This is a genomic window from Roseibium sp. R5 (assembly GCF_055755305.1).
Genome location: NZ_CM146910.1, coordinates 70570 through 90438 on the forward strand (window position 1 = coordinate 70570; position 19869 = coordinate 90438).

General features: G+C 57.3%; 21 protein-coding genes. 12 read left to right on the forward strand and 9 right to left on the reverse strand.

Annotation, left to right across the window (positions count from 1 at the left end):
- Positions 1 to 77: 77 nt before the first annotated feature.
- Positions 78 to 536, reverse strand: a complete 459-nt coding sequence (locus AC0J4F_RS00350) for a DUF721 domain-containing protein (RefSeq protein WP_473025084.1) — start codon at positions 534 to 536, stop codon at positions 78 to 80.
- Positions 537 to 812: 276 nt separating this feature from the next.
- On the opposite strand from AC0J4F_RS00350, the gene mutY reads away from it, so the two are divergent.
- From mutY to bcmE, 4 genes are all read left to right on the forward strand, one after another.
- Complete coding sequence (gene mutY, locus AC0J4F_RS00355; RefSeq protein WP_473025085.1) at positions 813 to 1895, forward strand: A/G-specific adenine glycosylase; 1083 nt, start codon at positions 813 to 815, stop codon at positions 1893 to 1895.
- 217 nt (positions 1896 to 2112) lie between these two features.
- A complete protein-coding gene (locus AC0J4F_RS00360) occupies positions 2113 to 2595 on the forward strand; it encodes a fasciclin domain-containing protein (RefSeq protein WP_473025086.1) in 483 nt (160 codons plus the stop codon).
- Between the two features lie 247 nt (positions 2596 to 2842).
- Entirely contained in the window at positions 2843 to 3328 is a 486-nt protein-coding gene (gene bfr, locus AC0J4F_RS00365) for a bacterioferritin (protein WP_040451567.1), read from the forward strand.
- Between the two features lie 165 nt (positions 3329 to 3493).
- On the forward strand, positions 3494 to 5008 hold the full coding sequence (gene bcmE, locus AC0J4F_RS00370; RefSeq protein WP_473025087.1) for a thiamine pyridinylase: 1515 nt from the start codon (positions 3494 to 3496) through the stop codon (positions 5006 to 5008).
- Between the two features lie 232 nt (positions 5009 to 5240).
- Here bcmE and AC0J4F_RS00375 read toward each other — a convergent pair whose 3' ends face one another.
- Positions 5241 to 6752, reverse strand: coding sequence for an AMP nucleosidase (locus tag AC0J4F_RS00375; RefSeq protein ID WP_473025088.1), 1512 nt, complete (start codon positions 6750 to 6752; stop codon positions 5241 to 5243).
- Between the two features lie 188 nt (positions 6753 to 6940).
- Here AC0J4F_RS00375 and AC0J4F_RS00380 point away from each other — a divergent pair, with 188 nt between their 5' ends.
- The 4 genes from AC0J4F_RS00380 (at position 6941) to AC0J4F_RS00395 (ending at position 10678) form a co-directional block, all read left to right on the forward strand.
- Complete coding sequence (locus AC0J4F_RS00380) at positions 6941 to 7618, forward strand: DNA-3-methyladenine glycosylase I (protein ID WP_473025089.1); 678 nt, start codon at positions 6941 to 6943, stop codon at positions 7616 to 7618.
- 140 nt (positions 7619 to 7758) lie between these two features.
- Positions 7759 to 8901, forward strand: a complete 1143-nt coding sequence (locus AC0J4F_RS00385; RefSeq protein ID WP_473025090.1) for a DNA methyltransferase — start codon at positions 7759 to 7761, stop codon at positions 8899 to 8901.
- Between the two features lie 156 nt (positions 8902 to 9057).
- Positions 9058 to 10080, forward strand: coding sequence for an adenylate/guanylate cyclase domain-containing protein (locus tag AC0J4F_RS00390; protein ID WP_473025091.1), 1023 nt, complete (start codon positions 9058 to 9060; stop codon positions 10078 to 10080).
- 382 nt (positions 10081 to 10462) lie between these two features.
- Positions 10463 to 10678, forward strand: coding sequence for a hypothetical protein (locus AC0J4F_RS00395; protein ID WP_473025092.1), 216 nt, complete (start codon positions 10463 to 10465; stop codon positions 10676 to 10678).
- Between the two features lie 37 nt (positions 10679 to 10715).
- Here the strand turns inward: AC0J4F_RS00395 and AC0J4F_RS00400 are convergent, their stop codons facing one another.
- Positions 10716 to 11120 (reverse strand): winged helix-turn-helix transcriptional regulator, encoded by a 405-nt coding sequence (locus AC0J4F_RS00400; protein ID WP_473025093.1) that lies wholly within the window; start codon positions 11118 to 11120, stop codon positions 10716 to 10718.
- 142 nt (positions 11121 to 11262) lie between these two features.
- On the opposite strand from AC0J4F_RS00400, the gene AC0J4F_RS00405 reads away from it, so the two are divergent.
- From AC0J4F_RS00405 to AC0J4F_RS00415, 3 genes are read left to right on the forward strand one after another with little or no spacing between them, the layout of a single operon-like run.
- Entirely contained in the window at positions 11263 to 11877 is a 615-nt protein-coding gene (locus AC0J4F_RS00405) for a glutathione binding-like protein (protein WP_473025094.1), read from the forward strand.
- Complete coding sequence (locus tag AC0J4F_RS00410; protein ID WP_133948298.1) at positions 11874 to 12260, forward strand: nuclear transport factor 2 family protein; 387 nt, start codon at positions 11874 to 11876, stop codon at positions 12258 to 12260. Before AC0J4F_RS00405 ends, AC0J4F_RS00410 begins: the two co-directional genes overlap by 4 nt.
- Positions 12261 to 12262: 2 nt before the next feature.
- Positions 12263 to 12472, forward strand: coding sequence for a tautomerase family protein (locus tag AC0J4F_RS00415; protein WP_473025095.1), 210 nt, complete (start codon positions 12263 to 12265; stop codon positions 12470 to 12472).
- A gap of 56 nt (positions 12473 to 12528) precedes the next feature.
- Here the strand turns inward: AC0J4F_RS00415 and folE are convergent, their stop codons facing one another.
- The 5 genes from folE to AC0J4F_RS00440 all read right to left on the reverse strand — a co-directional run bounded on the left by folE (position 12529) and on the right by AC0J4F_RS00440 (position 17278).
- The gene (folE, locus tag AC0J4F_RS00420; protein ID WP_473026470.1) at positions 12529 to 13071 is read right to left on the reverse strand and encodes a GTP cyclohydrolase I FolE; all 543 of its coding nucleotides are present in this window, start codon (positions 13069 to 13071) and stop codon (positions 12529 to 12531) included.
- A 353-nt stretch (positions 13072 to 13424) separates the two neighbouring features.
- The gene (gene tyrS, locus AC0J4F_RS00425) at positions 13425 to 14702 is read right to left on the reverse strand and encodes a tyrosine--tRNA ligase (RefSeq protein ID WP_473025096.1); all 1278 of its coding nucleotides are present in this window, start codon (positions 14700 to 14702) and stop codon (positions 13425 to 13427) included.
- A 209-nt stretch (positions 14703 to 14911) separates the two neighbouring features.
- Complete coding sequence (locus tag AC0J4F_RS00430; RefSeq protein WP_473025097.1) at positions 14912 to 15583, reverse strand: cysteine hydrolase family protein; 672 nt, start codon at positions 15581 to 15583, stop codon at positions 14912 to 14914.
- A 19-nt stretch (positions 15584 to 15602) separates the two neighbouring features.
- Positions 15603 to 16085: a MarR family winged helix-turn-helix transcriptional regulator gene (locus AC0J4F_RS00435; protein ID WP_473025098.1), complete on the reverse strand. Its 483-nt coding sequence runs from the start codon at positions 16083 to 16085 to the stop codon at positions 15603 to 15605.
- A gap of 125 nt (positions 16086 to 16210) precedes the next feature.
- Positions 16211 to 17278 carry a sodium-dependent bicarbonate transport family permease gene (locus AC0J4F_RS00440; protein ID WP_473025099.1) on the reverse strand — a complete coding sequence of 356 codons (1068 nt, stop codon included), beginning with the start codon at positions 17276 to 17278 and terminating at the stop codon, positions 16211 to 16213.
- A gap of 134 nt (positions 17279 to 17412) precedes the next feature.
- Here AC0J4F_RS00440 and AC0J4F_RS00445 point away from each other — a divergent pair, with 134 nt between their 5' ends.
- A complete protein-coding gene (locus AC0J4F_RS00445) occupies positions 17413 to 18285 on the forward strand; it encodes a LysR family transcriptional regulator (protein ID WP_133948310.1) in 873 nt (290 codons plus the stop codon).
- 23 nt (positions 18286 to 18308) lie between these two features.
- Here AC0J4F_RS00445 and AC0J4F_RS00450 read toward each other — a convergent pair whose 3' ends face one another.
- Entirely contained in the window at positions 18309 to 19850 is a 1542-nt protein-coding gene (locus AC0J4F_RS00450; protein ID WP_133948312.1) for an acetolactate synthase large subunit, read from the reverse strand.
- Between the last annotated feature and the right edge of the window lie 19 nt (positions 19851 to 19869).

The window sequence follows — 19869 nt, forward strand, 5'->3', positions numbered from 1 at the left end:
GGCAAATGTGGCGGCAGCGTGGACATATTGGCAGGCAAAGTCACAGTGTTGTTATTACTGCGTGAGGGCAAAAGCGATCAGGCGGCTGTGCCGGCGTTCCGGGCGATGACTTGCGCGCCCAGCTTCTTCAATGCTTCCCGGAGACGATCGTTTTCGACCGTCTCGAGTTTCGCATCGAGCTGCTGCTCTTCCGACCGGGTCAATGGCCTCAGCACCTTGCGCGTGCTGGAGCGTTTCACGGCGACCGGCTTTTGCTGGATCTTGATGCGGCCAATGGCGGCCCAGCCATAAAATGTGTTGATTCGCTCAATCACCTGCGGACTGTCGTGAGACAGCATCAGCGCAGTGGGGCCATCTGTATGGACCACGAGAGTTGCAGGTTGCGGCGGGCGTTCCGGGTCACTCAGCTCCGGTTGCCGCGGCCAGATCAGCCGATCCGGCTGGACGCGGGTGCCATAGCGCTCGCCGACGATATCGGCCCAGGACGCAATGATATCGATGGAGGCGAAGCCGCGTTTCTTGCAGGCAGGGGTCATCGCCTTGCCGACCAAATCGGCCAGCAGTTTTGCACCCTTTCGATTTGCCTTCGACGCGGTTATGGCCTACCTCCTGATGCCTGCCCTGACCTTTTACGCGGCGCGCAGATGCGCTTTTCGAAGTCTGTTGTGTTCCAGTAGAATAAGACAAAATGAAGACGATTACTTTAACACAGGTTTTGGCGCCGGCTTATCACCGCAATTGTCCCCAAGCTATCCAGACGCAAATCACCGTTGATCAGCAGCATCTTGGCGCATACCGGCGTGCAGCAAACCATGGCTGAAACCCACCTATCACCAAGTCTTCTTTCATCAAGTCTACTGGAGTGGTACGACCGGCATGCGCGCACTCTGCCCTGGCGGGTGAGCCCGGAAAACCGGCGTCTTGGCGAAGTGCCGGATCCCTACCGTATCTGGCTGTCGGAAGTCATGCTGCAGCAAACCACAGTTGCTGCCGTGAAGAGCTATTTCGAAACCTTCACCAGCACCTGGCCGACCGTCAAGGATCTGGCCGCAGCAGATGAAGAAGACGTCATGAAAGCCTGGGCAGGGCTGGGCTATTATTCCAGGGCGCGAAACTTGAAAAAATGCGCCGACCTCGTTGCCAGCGAGTATGACGGCCGCTTTCCGGACACGGAAGACGAGCTCTTGAAGCTGCCGGGCATCGGCCCTTATACGGCCGCGGCCATTGCCACGATTGCCTTCGACCGCCATGCCGCCGTTGTTGATGGCAACGTCGAACGTGTTTTGTCGCGCCTGAAACTGATTGAAACGCCTTTGCCCGCGGCCAAGCCGGAAATCAAAGCCGTGATGGCGGATCTGACCCCGGACGCCCGCCCCGGAGACTTCGCGCAAGCTGTCATGGATCTTGGCGCGACCATCTGCACACCGAAAAAACCCGCCTGTGCCCTGTGTCCCTGGCGGGAGGAGTGCGAAAGCCACCGCGCTGGCCTTGCGGAAACCCTGCCGCGGAAAGCCCCGAAGACGAAAAAACCGACCCGGCACGGTGCGGCCTTCGTCGCCGTTGACGCAACAAGCGGTGCCGTGTTCTTGCGCCGCCGTCCGCCGGAAGGGCTGCTTGGCGGGATGACCGAAGTGCCTGGTTCTGTCTGGTCCGAAGATTTCGACATGGACAGCAGTCTCTCCCATGCGCCCTTTAACGCAGATTGGCAGAAGCGCGTTGGTGAGGTGAAACACACGTTCACCCATTTTCATTTGAAGCTGACCGTTTTCAGGGCAGAGATGTCCGGTAACGATCCGCTTGGCACAGACACCGGCTGGTGGTCCGCTCCGGACACGCTTTCCGGCGAAGCCCTGCCGACAGTCATGCGCAAGGTTTTGTCAGCGGCGCTGGACTGAAGACAATAATTGCCGGGCGCACGCGACGCTCCAACACAGCGATCAGATCACGTCTTTTCTTGGAAAAGTCAGGAAAGACTTTTTCCTCATCCGTTTACGCACGCCTCCCGTAAGTGTTCACGTTGCAAGCAAAGACTGCATCCAAGTTTAATCCCCCGGAACATCATTTCCGGGAACGCTGATCTTTAGCTTGAACTTAAGCAAGGGAGTCATCTACATGAAACTGATCCAGAAACTCGCAGTTGCTCTACTTCTCGTTTTGCCGTTTTCCGCTGCGAAAGCTGCCGAGAAAGACATTGTTGACACTGCCGCCGGCGCAGGCACCTTCAACACTCTGGTTGCCGCCGTTCAGGCCGCTGACCTGGTCGACACCTTGAAAGGCGATGGTCCCTTCACTGTTTTCGCTCCGACCGACGAAGCCTTCGCGAAACTGCCGGCTGGCACTGTAGAAGACCTGCTGAAGCCGGAAAACAAGGACAAGCTCGTCGCTGTTCTGACCTACCACGTGGTCCCGGGCAAAGTGATGTCTTCCGATATCGCAGGCAAGAAAGCTGATGTTGCCTCTGTTCAGGGCGATACCATCGCCGTTGACGCAACAGACGGTGTAAAAGTCGACGAAGCAAACGTTGTCACCGCCGACATCGAAACCAGCAACGGCGTCATCCACGTGATCGACAGCGTGATCCTGCCGGCCTCCTAATATCCCCGGCATCTTACCCCTCCTCTGGTAAGTCAACAGGCGCAGCTTTACCGGCTGCGCCTTTTGCTTTTTTGCGGCAGGCTGTTCCAGCGCCATGCGATCAACCGATTTTGCGCAGTCCGTCAGAGACTTCTCCCTACATTCAGAAGCTCGCAAATTTCTGAAAAAAAACATGATTTAGACACTGGACACCTAGTGTAGAATAATTCTAAAGTACAGAAAATCTCGGCTACAAGGAGTGACGGCCATGAAAGGGAATGAAAAGGTTATTGCCTGTTTGAACGAGGCTCTGTTCCTGGAGCTGGGCGCGATCAACCAGTACTGGCTGCACTACCGCATGCTGGCCGATTGGGGTTATGCGAAACTGGCGAAAAAGGAACGCGAGGAATCCATCGAAGAGATGGAACATGCCGACAAGCTGGTTGACCGGATCATCTTCCTGGAAGGCCTGCCGAACATGCAAAAGGTCGCGCCGCTGCGCATCGGCCAGGACATCAAGGAAGTTCTGGAAGCAGATCTTGCCGGTGAATACGATGCCCGGACCGCCTACTCCAAATCACGTGAAGTCTGCCGGGAAGAAGGCGATTACGTCTCCATGGCGATTTTCGAAGAGCTTCTGAAGGACGAGGAAGGCCACATCGACTTCCTCGAAACCCAGCTTGAGCTTCTGGAGAAAATCGGCGTTGAGCGCTACGGCATGCTGAACGCAGCCTCTGCGGACGAAGCCGAGTAAGGATACCGTCAGCCCAAATATTGGAACGCGGCTCTGTTCGGGGCCGCGTTTTTTGTTGGCTCCACACGGGTTTAACGAGTAATTACTCTCTACTAAATTATAAGTTGCATAACGTTACGGCATCGTGAGACACTCCCTCCACTAAGACTGCCTGGAGGTGAAGTCATGCATCAGCAATTCCGCACTATCGTCATCTTGAAAAGTGCACTGGTCATCGGCGCATTGTTTTCGACCGCAGCGTCGGCGCAGAACTGCGATGCGATCTGCACAGATGGCGAAACCTGTATCTCCGCGGCGGTCTATCCATATGTCCCGGACATGGGCGCGTTCACGTCCGCCATCTGTTCGGCGTGGCAGTCGGCGGGGCAGACGGAGAAGCTCTATCTGATCGCAGATGAAAATGTCTGGGACGGCGGGTACGATTCCAATCCGGTCTATACCAATGGCAGCGGCAAACAGACGCCGATCGACGTCTTTGTCTATGACGCAATGTATCTGGAGTACTGGAAGACCCAAACAACCCAGATCCCGGCGGCGCAAATTAGCAACCCGACGGACTTCGTGCCTTACGCCGACACAGCTTTGAAACTTCCCAACAACGACATGTACGCCCTGCCCATGCTGGGCTGTACGAACATCATGTTCTACCGGAACGGCGATTCAGGCATGGCGGGTGTGACCACCTTGTCGGACTTTGAGACCGTCAATTCGGCCGGGATCTATATCAGCCCCGTCCCCTTCGGCATGTCGGGCGCCATGATGAACATGTCCGGCAAGACGACCATTGGCGTGAATTACATGGTCAAGGGGTATCTCGATTCCGGCAACTGGCCATCCATGACCCAGCTGGATCCCTCGATTGTCCAATCTCTTGCAGGCATAGCGGAGACCGCGAGCTATTACAACGCCTTGACCGGAGCCGTGCCACCGCTGCAAGGCGTGGAGGACCAGTATGTCCGGGCCGGATATTTCAGTGAAGGCTATGGGCGGACGTCCATCGGTTTTTCTGAAAGCATGTCACAGATGTCGAATGCCACCCGGCAGAACCTGAAACTCCGTGCGTTTCCCTGGACCGACAACACCAGTTCTCCAAACATGTTTTACGCAGATGTTGCCGGTGTGAACAGCAACTCACCGTTCCTCGCCAACAACGGAACGCTACCGTTTGTGCTTGCGAACATCATGACCGAACAAGCGACAATGCAGAACGCCATCGCGCCTCCCAATGGGCAGCTGTCCTATCTCTTCCCCGCGCGGACCAGTGTGCTCAATGCCTTGAGCTCGGTTGATCCGCTGTACCAGCAAATGTCCGACATCCTGAATGCGAAGACAACGGAACTGGTCAGCATGCCGACGACTGACCGGACTGCTTTTCACAGTTTCGGCGGATCCGTTCAAACGGCCGTCCTTGGCGACTTCAGCGGCCATTGCGATCTGGAGAGCACCGACTTTCCGGGCGACAACTCGCAGGCGCCGTCCATCTGCACCCCGCTGTGCCAATCGGCAGGCGGCTGGATCGGCTCCTGGACCAATCAGTCTCCACCTGCCTGGCCAGGATATTCGGCCTGCGGCTGCAACAATTGCGTCCAGGCATCGCCCCTACCACAGAAGGTCCAGGGCGAAGAAGCAACAACGATGGTTCAGTCCGGACCGGCGTTGAAGCGCTACATGCGCAACTAAATTCGCAGGCCCCGGTCGTCAGAATACCGGCAACAAAAGGCCCCGGACATAATCCGGGGCCTTTGCTTGGTGACAAAGTCAAATTCTCCTCTGGCGTCATGTTCGGACTTGTTCCGAACATCCAAAACTTATTGAAGAAAAATGGATCCTCGGCACACGGCCGAGGATGACAACTGAGAGGAATGAGTTTGTCTCGCTTCTAGCTTTCGTTAGATCGAAACCAGCGGGGTGCCTACTGAAACGCGGTTTCCGCAAAGCTTCTGAGTTTCCGCGAATGCAGACGGTCGGCGGGCATCTGACGCATCTTCTCCAGAGACCGAATGCCGATTTCGAGATGCTGAGCGACCTGGCGCTTGTAGAAATCCGTCGCCATGCCAGGCAGCTTCAGCTCACCATGAAGCGGTTTGTCGGAAATACACAAAAGCGTTCCGTAGGGCACGCGGAAGCGGAAGCCATTGGCGGCGATGGTCGCCGATTCCATATCGAGTGCGATGGCCCGCGACTGCGAAAACCGTTTGACCAGCTCCGGCTGATCCCAAAGCTCCCAGTTCCGGTTGTCGAGCGACACGACCGTGCCGGTCCGCATTACACGCTTCAGCTCATATCCGTCATATCCGGTGATTTCGGCAACTGCATCTTCGAGGGCAACCTGCACTTCTGCGAGCGGCGGGATCGGCACCCAAATCGGCAGATCCTGATTGAGAACGTTGTCGTCACGCACATACCCATGCGCAAGAACATAGTCCCCGAGAGTCTGGCTGTTGCGCAGCCCCGCGCAGTGCCCAAGCATCAACCAGACATGCGGGCGCAGGACAGCCACATGGTCGGTGATCGTCTTCGCGTTGGATGGCCCAACACCGATATTGACCATTGTAATGCCGCTGCCATCGGCCCGTTTCAGGTGATAGGCCGGCATTTGCGGAAGCTTTGCCGGTTCTGTACCGCTGCAAGGCGCCGTTTCGCCGGCCTTTGTCAGCAGATTGCCCGGCCCAACGAAGGCCTCGTAGCCGCTATCCGGATCCGCCAGATAGTCCTGAGACATCCGGCAAAATTCATCGATATAGAACTGATAGTTCGTGAAGAGCACGTAGTTCTGAAAGTGCTCCGCCGCGGTGGCCGTATAATGCTGCAGGCGGTGGAGGGAGTAATCAACCCTCGGTGCCGTGAAAGAGGCCAGCGGCATTTCGCCATCGGCTGGTTCATACGTTCCGTTGGCGATGGAATCATCCATCACGGTCAGGTCCGGCAGATCAAAGACGTCTGCCAGCGGCCGATCGAGGCTCGCCGCCGCGGCGCCACCTTCCACATGCGTTCCGTCATAAAAGGCGAAATGCAGCGGGATCGGCATATCGCTATCGCCAACCAGAACCGGCACTTCGTGGTTCTTCATGAGAAGCGACAGCTGTGTCTCCAGATAATGGCGGAACAGGTCAGGCCGGGTGATGGTTGCAACATGGCGCCCCGGCCCGGAGACAAAACCGTAGGACAAGCGGCTGTCATGACGAATATGGCTGTCGGTGACGATCTGAACCTGCGGATAAAAGGCCCGCACCCGATGTTCCGGCTCTTCCCCGTCGAGAAGAGCCTGGAAGTGCTTCCTCAAGAAGGCCGTGTTCGCCTCAAAAATTTCAATCAACCGCGCGACAGCTTCCTTGGGATCGCTGAAAACCTGCAAAGGGTGCGATGGCGCCATGCGGGTCGGCCGGGCCGGTTGTTGAAAGGCTCTGTGGATCGAGTTGGTCATTTTGTCATCCTTATTTTTGTTATCCTTGAACAGTCTCGCCAGATGCACGCGCGGTCAATAGGTGCAGCTTCAGATAATGAATATTTTTGCACACGAAGAAATTATTTTCGCACACACGAGAGCATCCTTCCCTGTGATAGGGATATCCCCTTATCTGGTTGAATTTAGAAACTTGCCGGGACGGTTTTATGAAATCCTTTGAAGACATCGAAGCGTTGGCAATCGAGAAGAAGGGCGGTGCCGACCAACTCTCAGCCCTAATGGCCGAACATAATGGCCCCCAGACACCGGAAGAACTGGAGACGATCGGCGATGACCGCTGGCTGTCCATGTTCACCAAAACGATCTTTCAGGCCGGATTTTCCTGGAAAGTGATTGAGAAGAAGTGGCCGGGCTTCGAAGAGGCCTTCGAAGGTTTTGATACGGCCCGCCTCGCCTTCCTGCCGGATGAAGCCTTTGAGGCGCTTCTCAACAACAAGGCCATTGTGCGCAATGCCATGAAGATAAAGTCCGTCCAGGCTAATGCGATTTTTCTCCGGGATCTGGCCGAAGCCCACGGCAGTGCTTCGAAGTTCTTTGCACGGTATCCTGTCGAGGATCAAATCGGCCTGATGGACATCCTGAAGAAGCGCGGCAGCCGGCTTGGCGGCAACTCCGGTCAGTATGCGCTTCGCTTCATGGGAAAGGAGACATTTATCCTCTCCCGCGACGTGGTTAACGCTCTAATCCGTGAAAATGTCATTGGGAATGAGTCCATGTCGAAAAAAAATCTGATTGCAATTCAGGAAGCCTTTAACCATTGGCGATCAACTTCCGGTCGTTCTCTCAATGAAATCAGCAGAATTCTGGCGTTTTCGGTCGGCTGAGCCCATTAACTTCTCATTTAGGTTTTACCATTGTAAACAAAGCATTGATTCAACGGTAATTTTTGTTCTGACGGCTTAACGCCTGATTTACCAAAAGCGGTAACCATGACACTCGAAATTGCGTGAGGTATTGCGTCGCAATGAGAGTACTGCGTACCGGGGTGTCCCCTGTGGCACCCCATCCAACATCTTCGACGGAAGCTGACGCTTCCTGGCTGAACACGATCCTGAAGGGCGACTGCGTGGCCGCCCTTGAGAAGCTGCCGTCCCGGTCTGTCGACCTGGTGTTTGCGGATCCGCCCTACAATCTTCAGCTGGGCGGCGACCTGCACCGGCCGGATCAATCCAAGGTGGATGCCTGCGACGATCATTGGGATCAGTTCGAGAGCTTTGAGGCTTACGACGCCTTCACCCGCGCCTGGTTGCTGGCCGCGCGCCGGGTGATGAAGCCGGACGGCTCGCTCTATGTGATCGGCTCCTATCACAACATCTTCAGGGTGGGTGCGATCCTCCAGGATCTCGGCTTCTGGATCATGAACGACATCGTCTGGCTGAAGTCGAACCCAATGCCGAACTTTCGCGGCAAGCGGTTCACCAATGCCCACGAGACCATGATCTGGGCGACGAAATCCAAGGATGCCAAGCCGACCTTCAATTACGACGCGCTGAAGACCTTCAATGAAGATCTGCAGATGCGCTCCGACTGGCATTTGCCGCTGTGCACCGGTTCGGAACGGCTGAAGGGCAAGGATGGCCAGAAAGTGCATCCGACCCAGAAACCGGAAGCCCTGCTCTACCGGGTGCTGACCGCCTCGTCCAAACCGGGCGACGTTGTGCTCGACCCGTTCTTCGGCACCGGGACCACAGGTGCTGTCGCGCGCAAACTCGGCCGCAACTATGTCGGTGTGGAGCGCGAGCAAGACTATATCGATGCGGCAACAGCCCGGATCGCGGCAATCCAGCCGGGTGACGAAAAAGCGCTTGAGATGCAGCAGGGCAAGCGGGCCCAAAAGCGCATCCCGTTCGGTACGCTTTTGGAAAACGGCATGCTGGAGCCGGGCGCCGAGTTGACCTGTTCCAAGGGCAAGCATCTGGCGATCGTCCGGGCAGACGGCTCCTTGAAATCCGGCGACCACACCGGTTCGATCCACAAGGTGGGCGCATTGGTGCAGGGCCAGGAGGCCTGCAACGGCTGGACCTTCTGGCATACGAAAGAAGGGTCGAAGAAGTCGCCGATCGACGAGCTTCGCAAGGAAATCAGATCCCGGCTGCAGGCCAATTAGAGCTGTAGCCGCTACGAGCTAACAAGCAGGAAGAAAAGACCTTCGCGTTCCCCGCGAGATCTTCCCTTGGCCCCGCCTCCCGAAAGGGATGGCGGGGTTTTTCTTCTGCCTGGCAAACGCCTATACACATAGGCGGACACCATGTGAGATGTTGCAATGTTTCAGAACTGGCAGATCAGAACACTGCATGCGATTGCCTGGATCTCGCTGGCCTCAGCCATCGTTGGGCTGTTTATCGGCTTGCTTCGCGCAAGTGAGCAAAGTCTTTTCACGGATGTTAGTGTTGGCATGCTCACCGGTGTCCTGATCGGCTTCAGCTGCTCCTGCTCCGAGTTTTTTGTTTTCTCCAATTCCCGCCTGAGAATGGCCCGGCAGATGCCGCTTTGGCAGCTCCTGCTTCTTCGGACAATCGTTTGGTGCATCTGCATCTTGGCAGGCATGAGCTTGCCCAATTGGCTCTTCGGCCAGCCGTGGCAGCACCTCGACGCGCATTTTATTGAGAATTTTGCGATTTCCGCGGCGATCGCCTTTGCGTTTTCCAGCGGCATTGAAATCTCCCGCCTATTGGGGACGGAAGCCACCACTGCACTCATCACTGGCCGGTATGCCCGCCCAAGACTTGAAAACCGTGTGGTGCTGTTTACCGATCTTGTCGGGTCAACCGCACTTGCAGAACGCCTTGGAGAACTTCAATTCCATACATTTTTGAGCGATGTCGCGCAGGATTTTGCAGACCCGATTTACAAGACCGGCGGCGATGTTCACCGCTACATCGGCGATGCTGTGATTGTGACCTGGCCACTTGAAAAGGGTGTGAAGAATGGTGCCAGTCTCAATTGCGCGCTTGGCATGCATCGCATCCTGGAACGCCGGGCGTCGTTTTACAGGATGAGATACAAGACGGAACCGCGCATTCGCGTTGCCATCCATTGCGGACAGGTGGCGGCCGGTGAAATCGGCGATTGGAAAAAAGAAATCGCCCTGCTCGGCGACACCATGAACACCGCCGCCCGGATCGAAAGCGCTGCCCGCGATCTGGGCGAACAGATCGTTTTGTCGGACGATCTCGTCAAAAGACTTCCAGATACCCTCAGGACGCCAAAACGCGTTCTGCCTGCTTATGAAGCGGCCGGAAAACAGGACAAGCTGACGCTTTGGGCTGTGGATCTACACGGCTAGATGACAAGCTGCAGATAATCGGGCGGCGAATAGACCCCGGGTCTTCACTCCCGTTCGCGCAGGGAGACCGTTTGCAGATTTGAATAGTTTTGCTGTGCCGGACCTGATCCGGGACCAAACCTCAATCGGTCGATCCTGGCACGGAGACCGGGACAGCAGTGATAAACTGAGATCACCAGCACAAAACCCGCCGCGAGGTCTCCCTCCGGCGTTTTGGCGATCAGAACACCGTTCGAAACGAACGGGACGGCAGGCGCACCGGACTTGCCGGGCGAGAAGCAAGGAGTGGGTAGGATTGGCAAGGCAGCACGCCTGCCCGAAGGCTGTTCCCGGCCAGCAGTCTTGTCTTTCCCGGACAAACACCAGGCCCTGGCAGCGCCCGATGATCCTTGAGAAACTCTTCCGGTCTGACCTGCCCCCGTCTGGAACCCGGCAGCAGTCCAAAAACCATCTGATTGCTGACGGCGCGTTTCTTGATCCGTTACCTCAAAAAAGCGCCCAACCTCCGGTTCCTGCCACCTCGAACGGACGGTCCGGCCTCGGCCCCGTGGGACAGGAACGGGAGGAAGTATACGGCTGGTTTGCAGAGCGTGGATAAGTTTTCCCGCCGGACATGACGCGCTGCCATTAATCACTCACGCCGGCTCCAGCGCTTGCGCCAGGTTCGCATCGGCCTCCGCTTCTGACGGATAGTACCCACTGCGGATCTTCAGTTTGTGCCCGACACGGACGATTCCCTCCAAGGCCGGGATCAGCTCCTGGCCAACCTCGGTCAACTCGTATTCAACGGAAGGCGGTGATGTCGGGCGGACATGGCGGACGATCACGTCCCGCTCCTCCAGCTCCTTGAGCCGTGCCGACAGGACCTTCGCCGACACCGGCGGTATGTCAGCCCGAAGCTCGCTGAACCGCCTCGGTCCCGCTCTCAGACACCAAATGACGTTCGGGGCCCACGCCCCGGCAATCACCTGCATGCACTCCGTCAGAAGGCAAGGCGCGGGTGGTTGCGGGCTTTTATTCTTTCGCATTTTCAGTGCCATAGCGAGATCTCCAACCAACGGCCAGCGTGCAAACAGGTTTCTTCGCGGTAACTTCATAATAGGAGTTACCATCAGTTACCATATTGTCAATAGAAACCAAGGTGAGCATCTTCCGGTGATCGGAACCAGAAGGAGCCACCCGATGAAACTCTTCTACAAATCAGGCGCCTGCTCCATGGCAGCGCATATTCTCCTCAACGAGGCAGACGTTCCCTACACGCTTGAAAAGGTGGATACGGATGCCGGCACAACCGAAAGCGGCGCGGCCTACGCGCAGATCAATCCTCGGGGCTACGTTCCGGCCTTGAAGTTTGAAGATGGCGCGGTCTTGACCGAAAACGTCGCCATTCTCACCTGGCTGTCCGAACGGTTTCCCCAGCTTGGGGGCCAGGGTGGAACCTCTGCACTTCAGAAATACCGGATGCTGGAGGCCCTCAGCTTTTTGACATCCGAATTGCACAAGGCCTTCAGCCCGTATTTCTCAGGCAAAACTTTTACGGCAGAGGAAAGTGCGCGCAATCTCGCCGTTTTGAAGAAGAAGATTTCCCAATTCGAAGGCATGCTCTCGGATGACGGCGGGTATCTTCTCGGTGAGACATTCTCCGTTGCCGATGCCTATGCCTTCGTCATCTTGAACTGGTCGAACATTATCGGAGTTGCGCTGACCGAGTGGCCACGCACGGCAGACTATGTGAACCGGATCAAGGCCCGGCCCGCCACGCAGCGGACGCTGCAGGAAGAAGGGCTGGCCGCATGAGCACCGCCCTCAATGAACTTCAGGCGGTGATCGCGGATTACTTCGAAGCGCTGTACCGCTGCGACACGGACCTCTTGCAGACAGTGTTTCACCCAAAGGCGGTGTATGCCACAGCCGACGAAGCGCCGCTGCTTCACCGGACCATGGATGAATATGTTCCGGTGGTTGCCGCACGCCAATCCCCGGCCTCGCGCGGAGAAGTGCGCACAGACGCAATTGACGAGATCCAGCTGGCTGGAGCCAACACTGCCTTCGCCCGTGTCCGCTGCTCGATCGGGGACAATGACTTCGTCGATTTTCTGACCTTCGTGCGTGACGGTGGGCGCTGGCAGATCATGGCGAAGATTTTTCAGATCATCCCACGACAATCCGGGAGCGTTTAAAGATGCCTTATGTCCATATTCAAGTGACGGATGAAGGTGTCAGCAAGCACCAAAAAGCCGAGCTGATCAAAGGCGCAACCGATCTGCTTGTTGATGTTCTGAACAAGGAGCCCGCCACGACGTTTGTCGTCATCGAGGAGGTCCCCCTCGAGAACTGGGGCATCGCTGGTGTGCCGGTAACCGAGTTCAGGGCCAAACGAACTGGATCCTAGTGCCATCCGAAACCACCCCTTGGGCTCCAGTAACAACTGGAGCCCAAGGTTTTTGTCTATCCAAATGTTTCCTGCGGTCCGGCAATCGAGTTCAGAAAATCCCGCCGAAGTTCTTTATCTGTCGAGAACTCACCAAGCATCCTGCGGGTCATCATCGAAACGCCTGGTTTTTTGATCCCGCGGGTGGTCATACACATGTGGGCGGCTTCCATTACGACAGCAACGCCGCGTGGTTTCAGAGCCGTGTTGATGGCATCCGCGATCTGAGCCGTCAGCGTTTCCTGGATCTGCAGGCGCTTGGCAAAGACTTCCACGACGCGCGCCAACTTGCTGATGCCGACGACACGCCCGGCAGGAAGATAAGCGATATGCACCTTGCCGATGATTGGCACAATGTGGTGTTCGCAGTGGGATTCGAACCGCATGTTTTTCAGAACAATCAGGTCATCATAACCGTCTGTTTCTTCAAAGGTGCGCTGAAGCATTTCGACTGGGTCAGTCTGATACCCTTCGAAAAACTCTTCATAGGCCCGCACAACCCGGGCTGGCGTATCGACCAGACCTTCCCGGTCCGGATCATCCCCTGCCCACTCGATCATCACACGGACCGCCGCTTCGGCATCCTCCCGTTTTGGCCGGCGGTGCGCGCTGTTGCTTTTGTGGTGCGTGTTTGCCGACGATGCACCTTCAATGGCTTCAACCAATGACATTCTTTACTCCAGATCGAAAACCTCACGTTAGTAATGTTATAACTTTACTTATTGTAATTGAAAGACATCTGATTGATCCGCGCGTTCGTTATGTGCCTGAGATTTTCAGAAAATCGCAGCCGCTCGCCGTTTCTTCAGAAAATCAACGCGTTCAAAATGCTGTGCCGACAAGTTGACGAGGAAAAATTGTAATCTGCAGTGATGGCGGGTCACCCATCGTGCTGTGACCCACCAAACTTAAGTTATTCAAACCCAATCAACGCTTTGCGGCGTTTGCCGACGGACAGGGACAGACGGTCATTGGCACCAAGATCGCCGGAAGAAATCCGGCGACGCGCGTCATCAACCACCCGGTTGTTGAGGCGCACACCACCGCCCTCAACCAACCGCCGGGCCTCGCCATTGGAAGCGGCAAAGCCGCTTGCCACCACAAGCTCCAGAAGACCAACCCCTTCAGCCAAGACGGACAGGGCCATTGTGTGGGTTGGTTCGGTCAAATCGGCATCACCGGAGAACAAGGCATCGCCCTGCTCCAGAGCCACTCGTGCTTCTTCCGGGCCATGAACGATGGCGGTGACTTGCGTTGCAAGGATCTTCTTGGCCTCGTTCAACTCCGCACCTTGCAACTCCGACAAACGCTCCACTTCGCGCATCGGCAGTTCGGTGAAGAGACGCAGGAACTTGCCGACATCGGCGTCCGCCGTGTTGCGCCAGAATTGCCAGAAGCCGAACGGCGACAGATGCTCCGGATGCAGCCAGACAGCGCCCGACGCGGTTTTGCCCATCTTAGACCCGTTGGCCGTTGTCAGAAGCGGGACGGTCAGCCCGTGCAGCTTGCGCCCGTCTCTGCGGCCAAGCTCGACACCGTTGACGATGTTGCCCCACTGATCTGAGCCGCCGACCTGAAGAACGCAGTCGTGTCGTTTGGCGAGTTCCAGGAAGTCCACGGCCTGCAGCATCATGTAACAGAACTCCAGGATCGTCAGCGGCATCTGGGCATCGAGCCGCGACTTGACGCTGTCGAAGGTCATCATCCGGTTGACGGTGAATTGAGAGCCATAATCGCGCAGGAATTCCAGGAAGCGGAACTCGTTCAGCCATTCCGCGTTGTCGACCAGCAGCGCCCCTTCCGGGCCGTCCATATCCACGAGACGTTCAACCGAGCGCCGGATGGTTGCCATATTGGCCGCGATCTGGCGTTCCTCCAGAAGCGGTCGGGCGTCCTTTCGGAAACTCGGATCGCCAACCTGGCTGGTGCCCCCGCCCAGAACCACGATCGGACGGTGCCCCAGCCTCTGCAGCCAGCGCAAGGTCATCAAGGGCATCAAGTGACCGACATGGAGGCTGGCCGCCGTTGCATCAAATCCGGCGTAGGCGGTGATCGGACCGTCGTTGAGGCGCTGGTCGAGGGCTTCCAGATCGGTGGACTGATGCACGAGCCCACGCTCCAGAAGCACGGCAAGGGCTTCCGATTTGAGCTTTGTCGCCGGTTTTCCGGCCTCAATCATGTGTTTGGTCATTTTCGGCTTCCTGGGTCTTTTGGGGAGTTCCCGCCAGGGGCCGGTATCTTGAAAACCAAAAAGCCGCCTGACGCGGCGGCTTTTTTAGGTTTGATTTGTCAGAGCAAGATCCTACGCAGCCGCCGGTATGTCGGTGACGTAATAAAAATACACGAAGGATGCGCTCAACTTGACCATGGTATTTTAGATGCGCGAGCTTTGAGACAATGTCAAGCGGCTTGTTCGGCGTCTCTGATAACCTGCGCGCCAAGTGCTTCGAGTTCTTTCTTGAACGTCCCCCACTTTTCGGGTGTCACAGTCATGGTTGCCGGTTCAATAATGTCGATGGCATACCCCCGATTGAGCGCGCCCTTGGCTGTGAATTGAACGCACTGGCAGGCATCGAGGCCGGTCAGGCGAAGGTGACCGACATTTTTCCCGGCGAGATAGGCGTCCAGCTCCGGATTAGAGAAGGCATCGCCGATCGGCTTTTCGAAAACCGGCGCATTGCCTGCCTTCAGATCCTCATCGAACGCCAGCCCCTTGCGGCCCGGCGTGCCAATGCCGCCCATCAAAAGCTTCATCGCCAGAATGGCCGGCCAATGGCGAAACACCTGTTTGATCAGGATGACCTCTTGACCGGCTGCATGCGCTGCCTCGATTTCCCGGTTGATGCGGGCAATGCCGCGAGCCCGCGCGTCTTCCGAATAAGGTCTCGGGCTATTGCGCGTAAAATCTTCCTGGACATCAATCACCAGCAAGGCTGTGTTCGGGCGCGTTGCCCGGTCGATCAGTTTCCCCGTCGTGGCCTTGCTCGAGATCCAGACAACCCAGAAAAAATAGCCGGCGGCCCACAGGGCCAAGGCACCCAGACCACTCACGGCTAAGGTCAAAAAAGACATATCGAACTCCTAAATGCGCTCACTCCAGGCCGCGCGGACGGTCGGGGTCGTCTTCAAATTCTGCAAAGTGATCGAGCATAGCGCACAGAACCCTTTGGGCTGCCTGAACCTCCTCTTTGGAAAAATGCGCGCTGACGGCATCGATCTCATCGTTTTCCTTTGAGCGGATCTCGCCAAAAACATCCTGGCCGCGCCCTGTCAGAGCAAAAAGCGGCGAACGCTTGTGCGCAGGGTTGGGGCGCCGCTCCAAAAGCCCGAGCTGTTCCAATTCGTTGACCATCAGCTGAATTTGCTGGCGGGCCAGAAACAGCGTCCGGCCAATTTCCGGTACAGACAACGCCCCGGTCTCTTCCAGCACCTCCATGACGGCCCGCATGCCGACCGATACGCCCGTGCCATCCAGCTTTGCCTCAACGGCCCGCGCCAATCGCCGGTGCACCGGCCGGATCAACCGGATCACCTCATAGAGTTCATCAGAGTTCTGCTGCCGCGCTTTTATCATGACAATATATTTGTCATATTGACATATTCGTTGTCAATTTAAATTCTACTGTACCTATTGAACACAAAGCGGGCGTCCCAGTATTCATTGGGACGCCCGCCAGGTCACTCCTCTAAAGACTGCTGCTAAAACCCGATGACCAGCTCCGCGAGGGTGATGAAGAGCGGGATGCTGAGGATCGCGACCGGTGTCCCAAGCCCTGTCGAGGACCCGATGTAAGCTGACGGATTGGCTTCCGGCAGGGCCGCCCGCATCGTCGGCGGACCGGAGATGTCGGAGCTTGAGGCCGCCATGATCGAGAGCAGCACGACACCGCCGGCAGAGAACCCTGTGGAATGGTGCGCAACAAGCCCCATGCCGAACCCGAGCAAGCCGTGCAGCAGTGGCGCCGTCAGGCCGTATATAAGATAGGCATGAGCGACCTTTTTCAGCTCCGACAACCGGGCCCAGGCTTCCATGCCCATGACAAGCATCAGTATGGACAAAAGACCCCGGAAAAGCGGCTCGTAAAAGCTTTCATAGACCGCCTCCGGCCGGGCCAGAAGGCCAATGCCGATACCAAGCAGCAGGGCAGAGATGGCCGGGCTCTTGATCGTGTCAACAATGATGCCCTTGGCGAGCTGGCTGTCAAAACCGCCGCCAAGTCCAAAGCCGCCGCCACCGGTCGACATAGTTGCCGTTCCGTCAGACTGGACAGTGCCGGCCGCCCGCCGCTCGGCACTCATCCGCGCCAGGAAAATCGCGGTGACCAGCGCTGCAACATCCATGAACGGGTAAAGCGCGCCGATGAAGCCTTCATAGTAGATGCCTTCGCTGTCGAGCATCGCCATGCCAGCGGCAAGCGTCGAGGCCGAGACCGCGCCGAACAAACCAGCCGTTGCCATAGCGTCGGCATTGGAAACGCCCCGCCACATTGCGAGGATCTTGCCGCCAAAGACAACAATCACGACGCCTAAGAGCGCGGCACAGATCGCCGGAACCGCGAGCGACATGGCATCCGCGGAGCGGACAGAAATCCCGGCACCCAGACCGACCTTCAACAACAGCAGCAAAACAACGAACTTGTAGACCGGCTCCGGCACTTCCAGCTTGCTGCCCATTGCGGCAATCAGCATGCCGCCCATCAAAAACGCCAGCGTCGGCTTTTGAAATTGCGCTGCAAGCGTCGTGATTACTTCAAAGAAAATGTCCATTCCGGCCTCGGTTGTCGTCAAAAAGCGTGGTCCGGGGGCTTATGACGCAGTTCGAAGAGAATAAAAAATATATGTTTTATTATTTATCGTTCTATTTAGTAGAACTATTGATGGTTTGAGCGAGCTGGAAACCGATGGACAACCTCAACTACCACCACTTGCGTTATTTCCGGGAAGTGGCGCATGAGGGCAACCTCACCCGGACTGCTGAGCGGGTGAACCTGTCACAATCCGCGCTTTCCACTCAAATCCGTCAACTTGAGGCCCGGCTCGGCCATGATCTCTTTGAGCGGTCCGGGCGTCAGCTTGTTTTGACCGAGGTCGGCCGGATTGTGCTCGATCATGCCGATCGGATATTCGGGACCGGAGAAGAACTGATCGCAACCCTGCAGCGCTCCAGCCAATCCACCCCGCCCTTGCGGGTCGGGGCACAATCGACCCTTTCGCGGAACTTTCAGATCCGCTTTCTAAAGCCGCTGCTGTCCAGCGGAGAAGTCGACTTCACCCTGCGGTCCGGCAGCGCCTCAGTCCTGCTGGAGGCACTGGAGTCACTGGCGCTGGACATTGTCCTGACCACGGATCCGCCGGACAGCTCCCTGTCCGGAGACTTCACGGCGCACCGGCTGGCTGAACAGAAGGTCACCATTCACGGAACGCCGGAGCGGATTGCCGGAAAGACGCTGCATCAGCTCTTAAGCGACGAGCCGTTGATTGTTCCTGACGAGAGTTCGATCCGGACAGGTTTCGACAGTCTGGTGGCCCGGCTTGGCATAACACCGCGCATCGTGGCGGATGTGGACGACATGGCCATGGTCCGGTTGTTGGCTCGGGCCGATGTCGGCATCGCCATTGCCCCGCCGGTCGTCATGGCCGACGAAATCGCCTCGGGTCTCCTAGAGAGCGCCCCGTTCGATCTTCAGATCTTTGAAGCGTTTTACGCGGTCACCGTAACACGGTCGTTTCCGCATCCAATCCTGCGGGAGTTGCTGACAGGTCAAATGGATTGAACCGAGGACCTGTTGGCGGCTCCTCAGATAACAGCCTCAATCAAGAACGGCCCCTTGGTGTTTGATGCGGTTTTCAGCGCTTCAGCTAACCCTTCCTCACTGTCGACCCGCACACCTGGAACCCCATGACCGGCGGCCAGCGCCACCCAGTCGAGCAACGGGTTCTCAATATCAAACATCGCACTGGCGTTGCGTCCGGGCTTCGGCGCCCCTTGCGCTTCCAGTTCGAAATGCAGGATCTGATAGCCCCGGTTCGCAATTATCACGACCGTGATGTCCAATTCTTCCCGGGCCGCGGTCCACAGGCTCTGGACTTGATACATCGCAGAGCCATCGCCTGAGACCGCAAACACGGGACGGTCGGGACAGGCAACCGCTGCGCCAACGGCATTGGGAAGACATTGGCCGATCGAACCACCAGTGTTGTTCATCCGGTCATGGGCCGCAGCAGTATGGACAATTGGCCAGATCCCGGCACCGGCCGTAATGGCCTCATTTGCGACAATGGCCTTGTCCGGAAGGGCATTTGCCAGGCACCGACCGATCCCTTCGGACGTCAGACGGCCCGGTCCGATATCCGGAACACGGCGGGTAATCCGCTTGATTGTCTCACCGCCATCAACGCCGGCCGCGTCTGCCAGCGTCTCAAGGGTCCACAAGACATCCCAATCGCCATAACAGAGCCGGTCCAGCGCGCAGCCCGCCGGCTCCGGCGTTGACGGCTTGCCGGGATAGGCGAAGAAGTTGACCGGAGGATCTTCACCGACCAAGACAATCCGTTTCTGGCCAGCAAGGAACTCGGCGGTGAGGTCGGCATTGTAAGGCAAGCTCTCAAAGGCAACGGCGCCTTCGCCGAGTGCAATGCGCGGTGCGAAAAACGGCGCCAGCAACCGGCAGCCTGTTCTGGCGGCAATCTTGCCGGCCAGTTCCGCCCCCTCTCCGTAAAGTCCGGGGCCACTCACCAAAAGAGCTGCACCGGGTTCGCTCAAGGCTTTGGCCGCTGCCATAACGCGATCCTTGTCCGGCCGGTGTTTTTGAGCCGGAGGTTGGGCTTTGGCCGGGCCAGTTTGACTATCTCCCCACGCACAATCCGCCTGCAGGATTACGGTCGCGATCTCGCCACCGCGCGCAACCCGGATAGCCTCAGCCCCGGCACTTGCTACCATGGTGCTGTCGGTCGCCCGACGTACCCAATGGGAAACAGATCCGGCCACTCCGTCGAGATCGGCCTGCAGCGGCGCATCATGCTTGAGATGATAACCGGCATGATCACCAACAATGTTGACGATGCCGGAATGGCCTTTGCGGGCGTTGTGCAGATTGGCCCAGCCATTGCCAAAGCCGGGCCCGAGATGAAGCAGGGTCCCGGCAACGTTACCGCTCATCCGGGCATAGCCATCGGCAGCACCCGTCACCCCGCCTTCAAACAGGCAGAGGATACAGCGCATGTCAGGATGGGTATCGAGGGCTGCCACGAAGTGCATTTCGGACGTGCCCGGATTTGCAAAGCACACCGACACATCGGACGCCAGCATCGTTTTCACCAGCGCTTCTGCACCGTTCATGGATAGCCCCCTCTTGAAA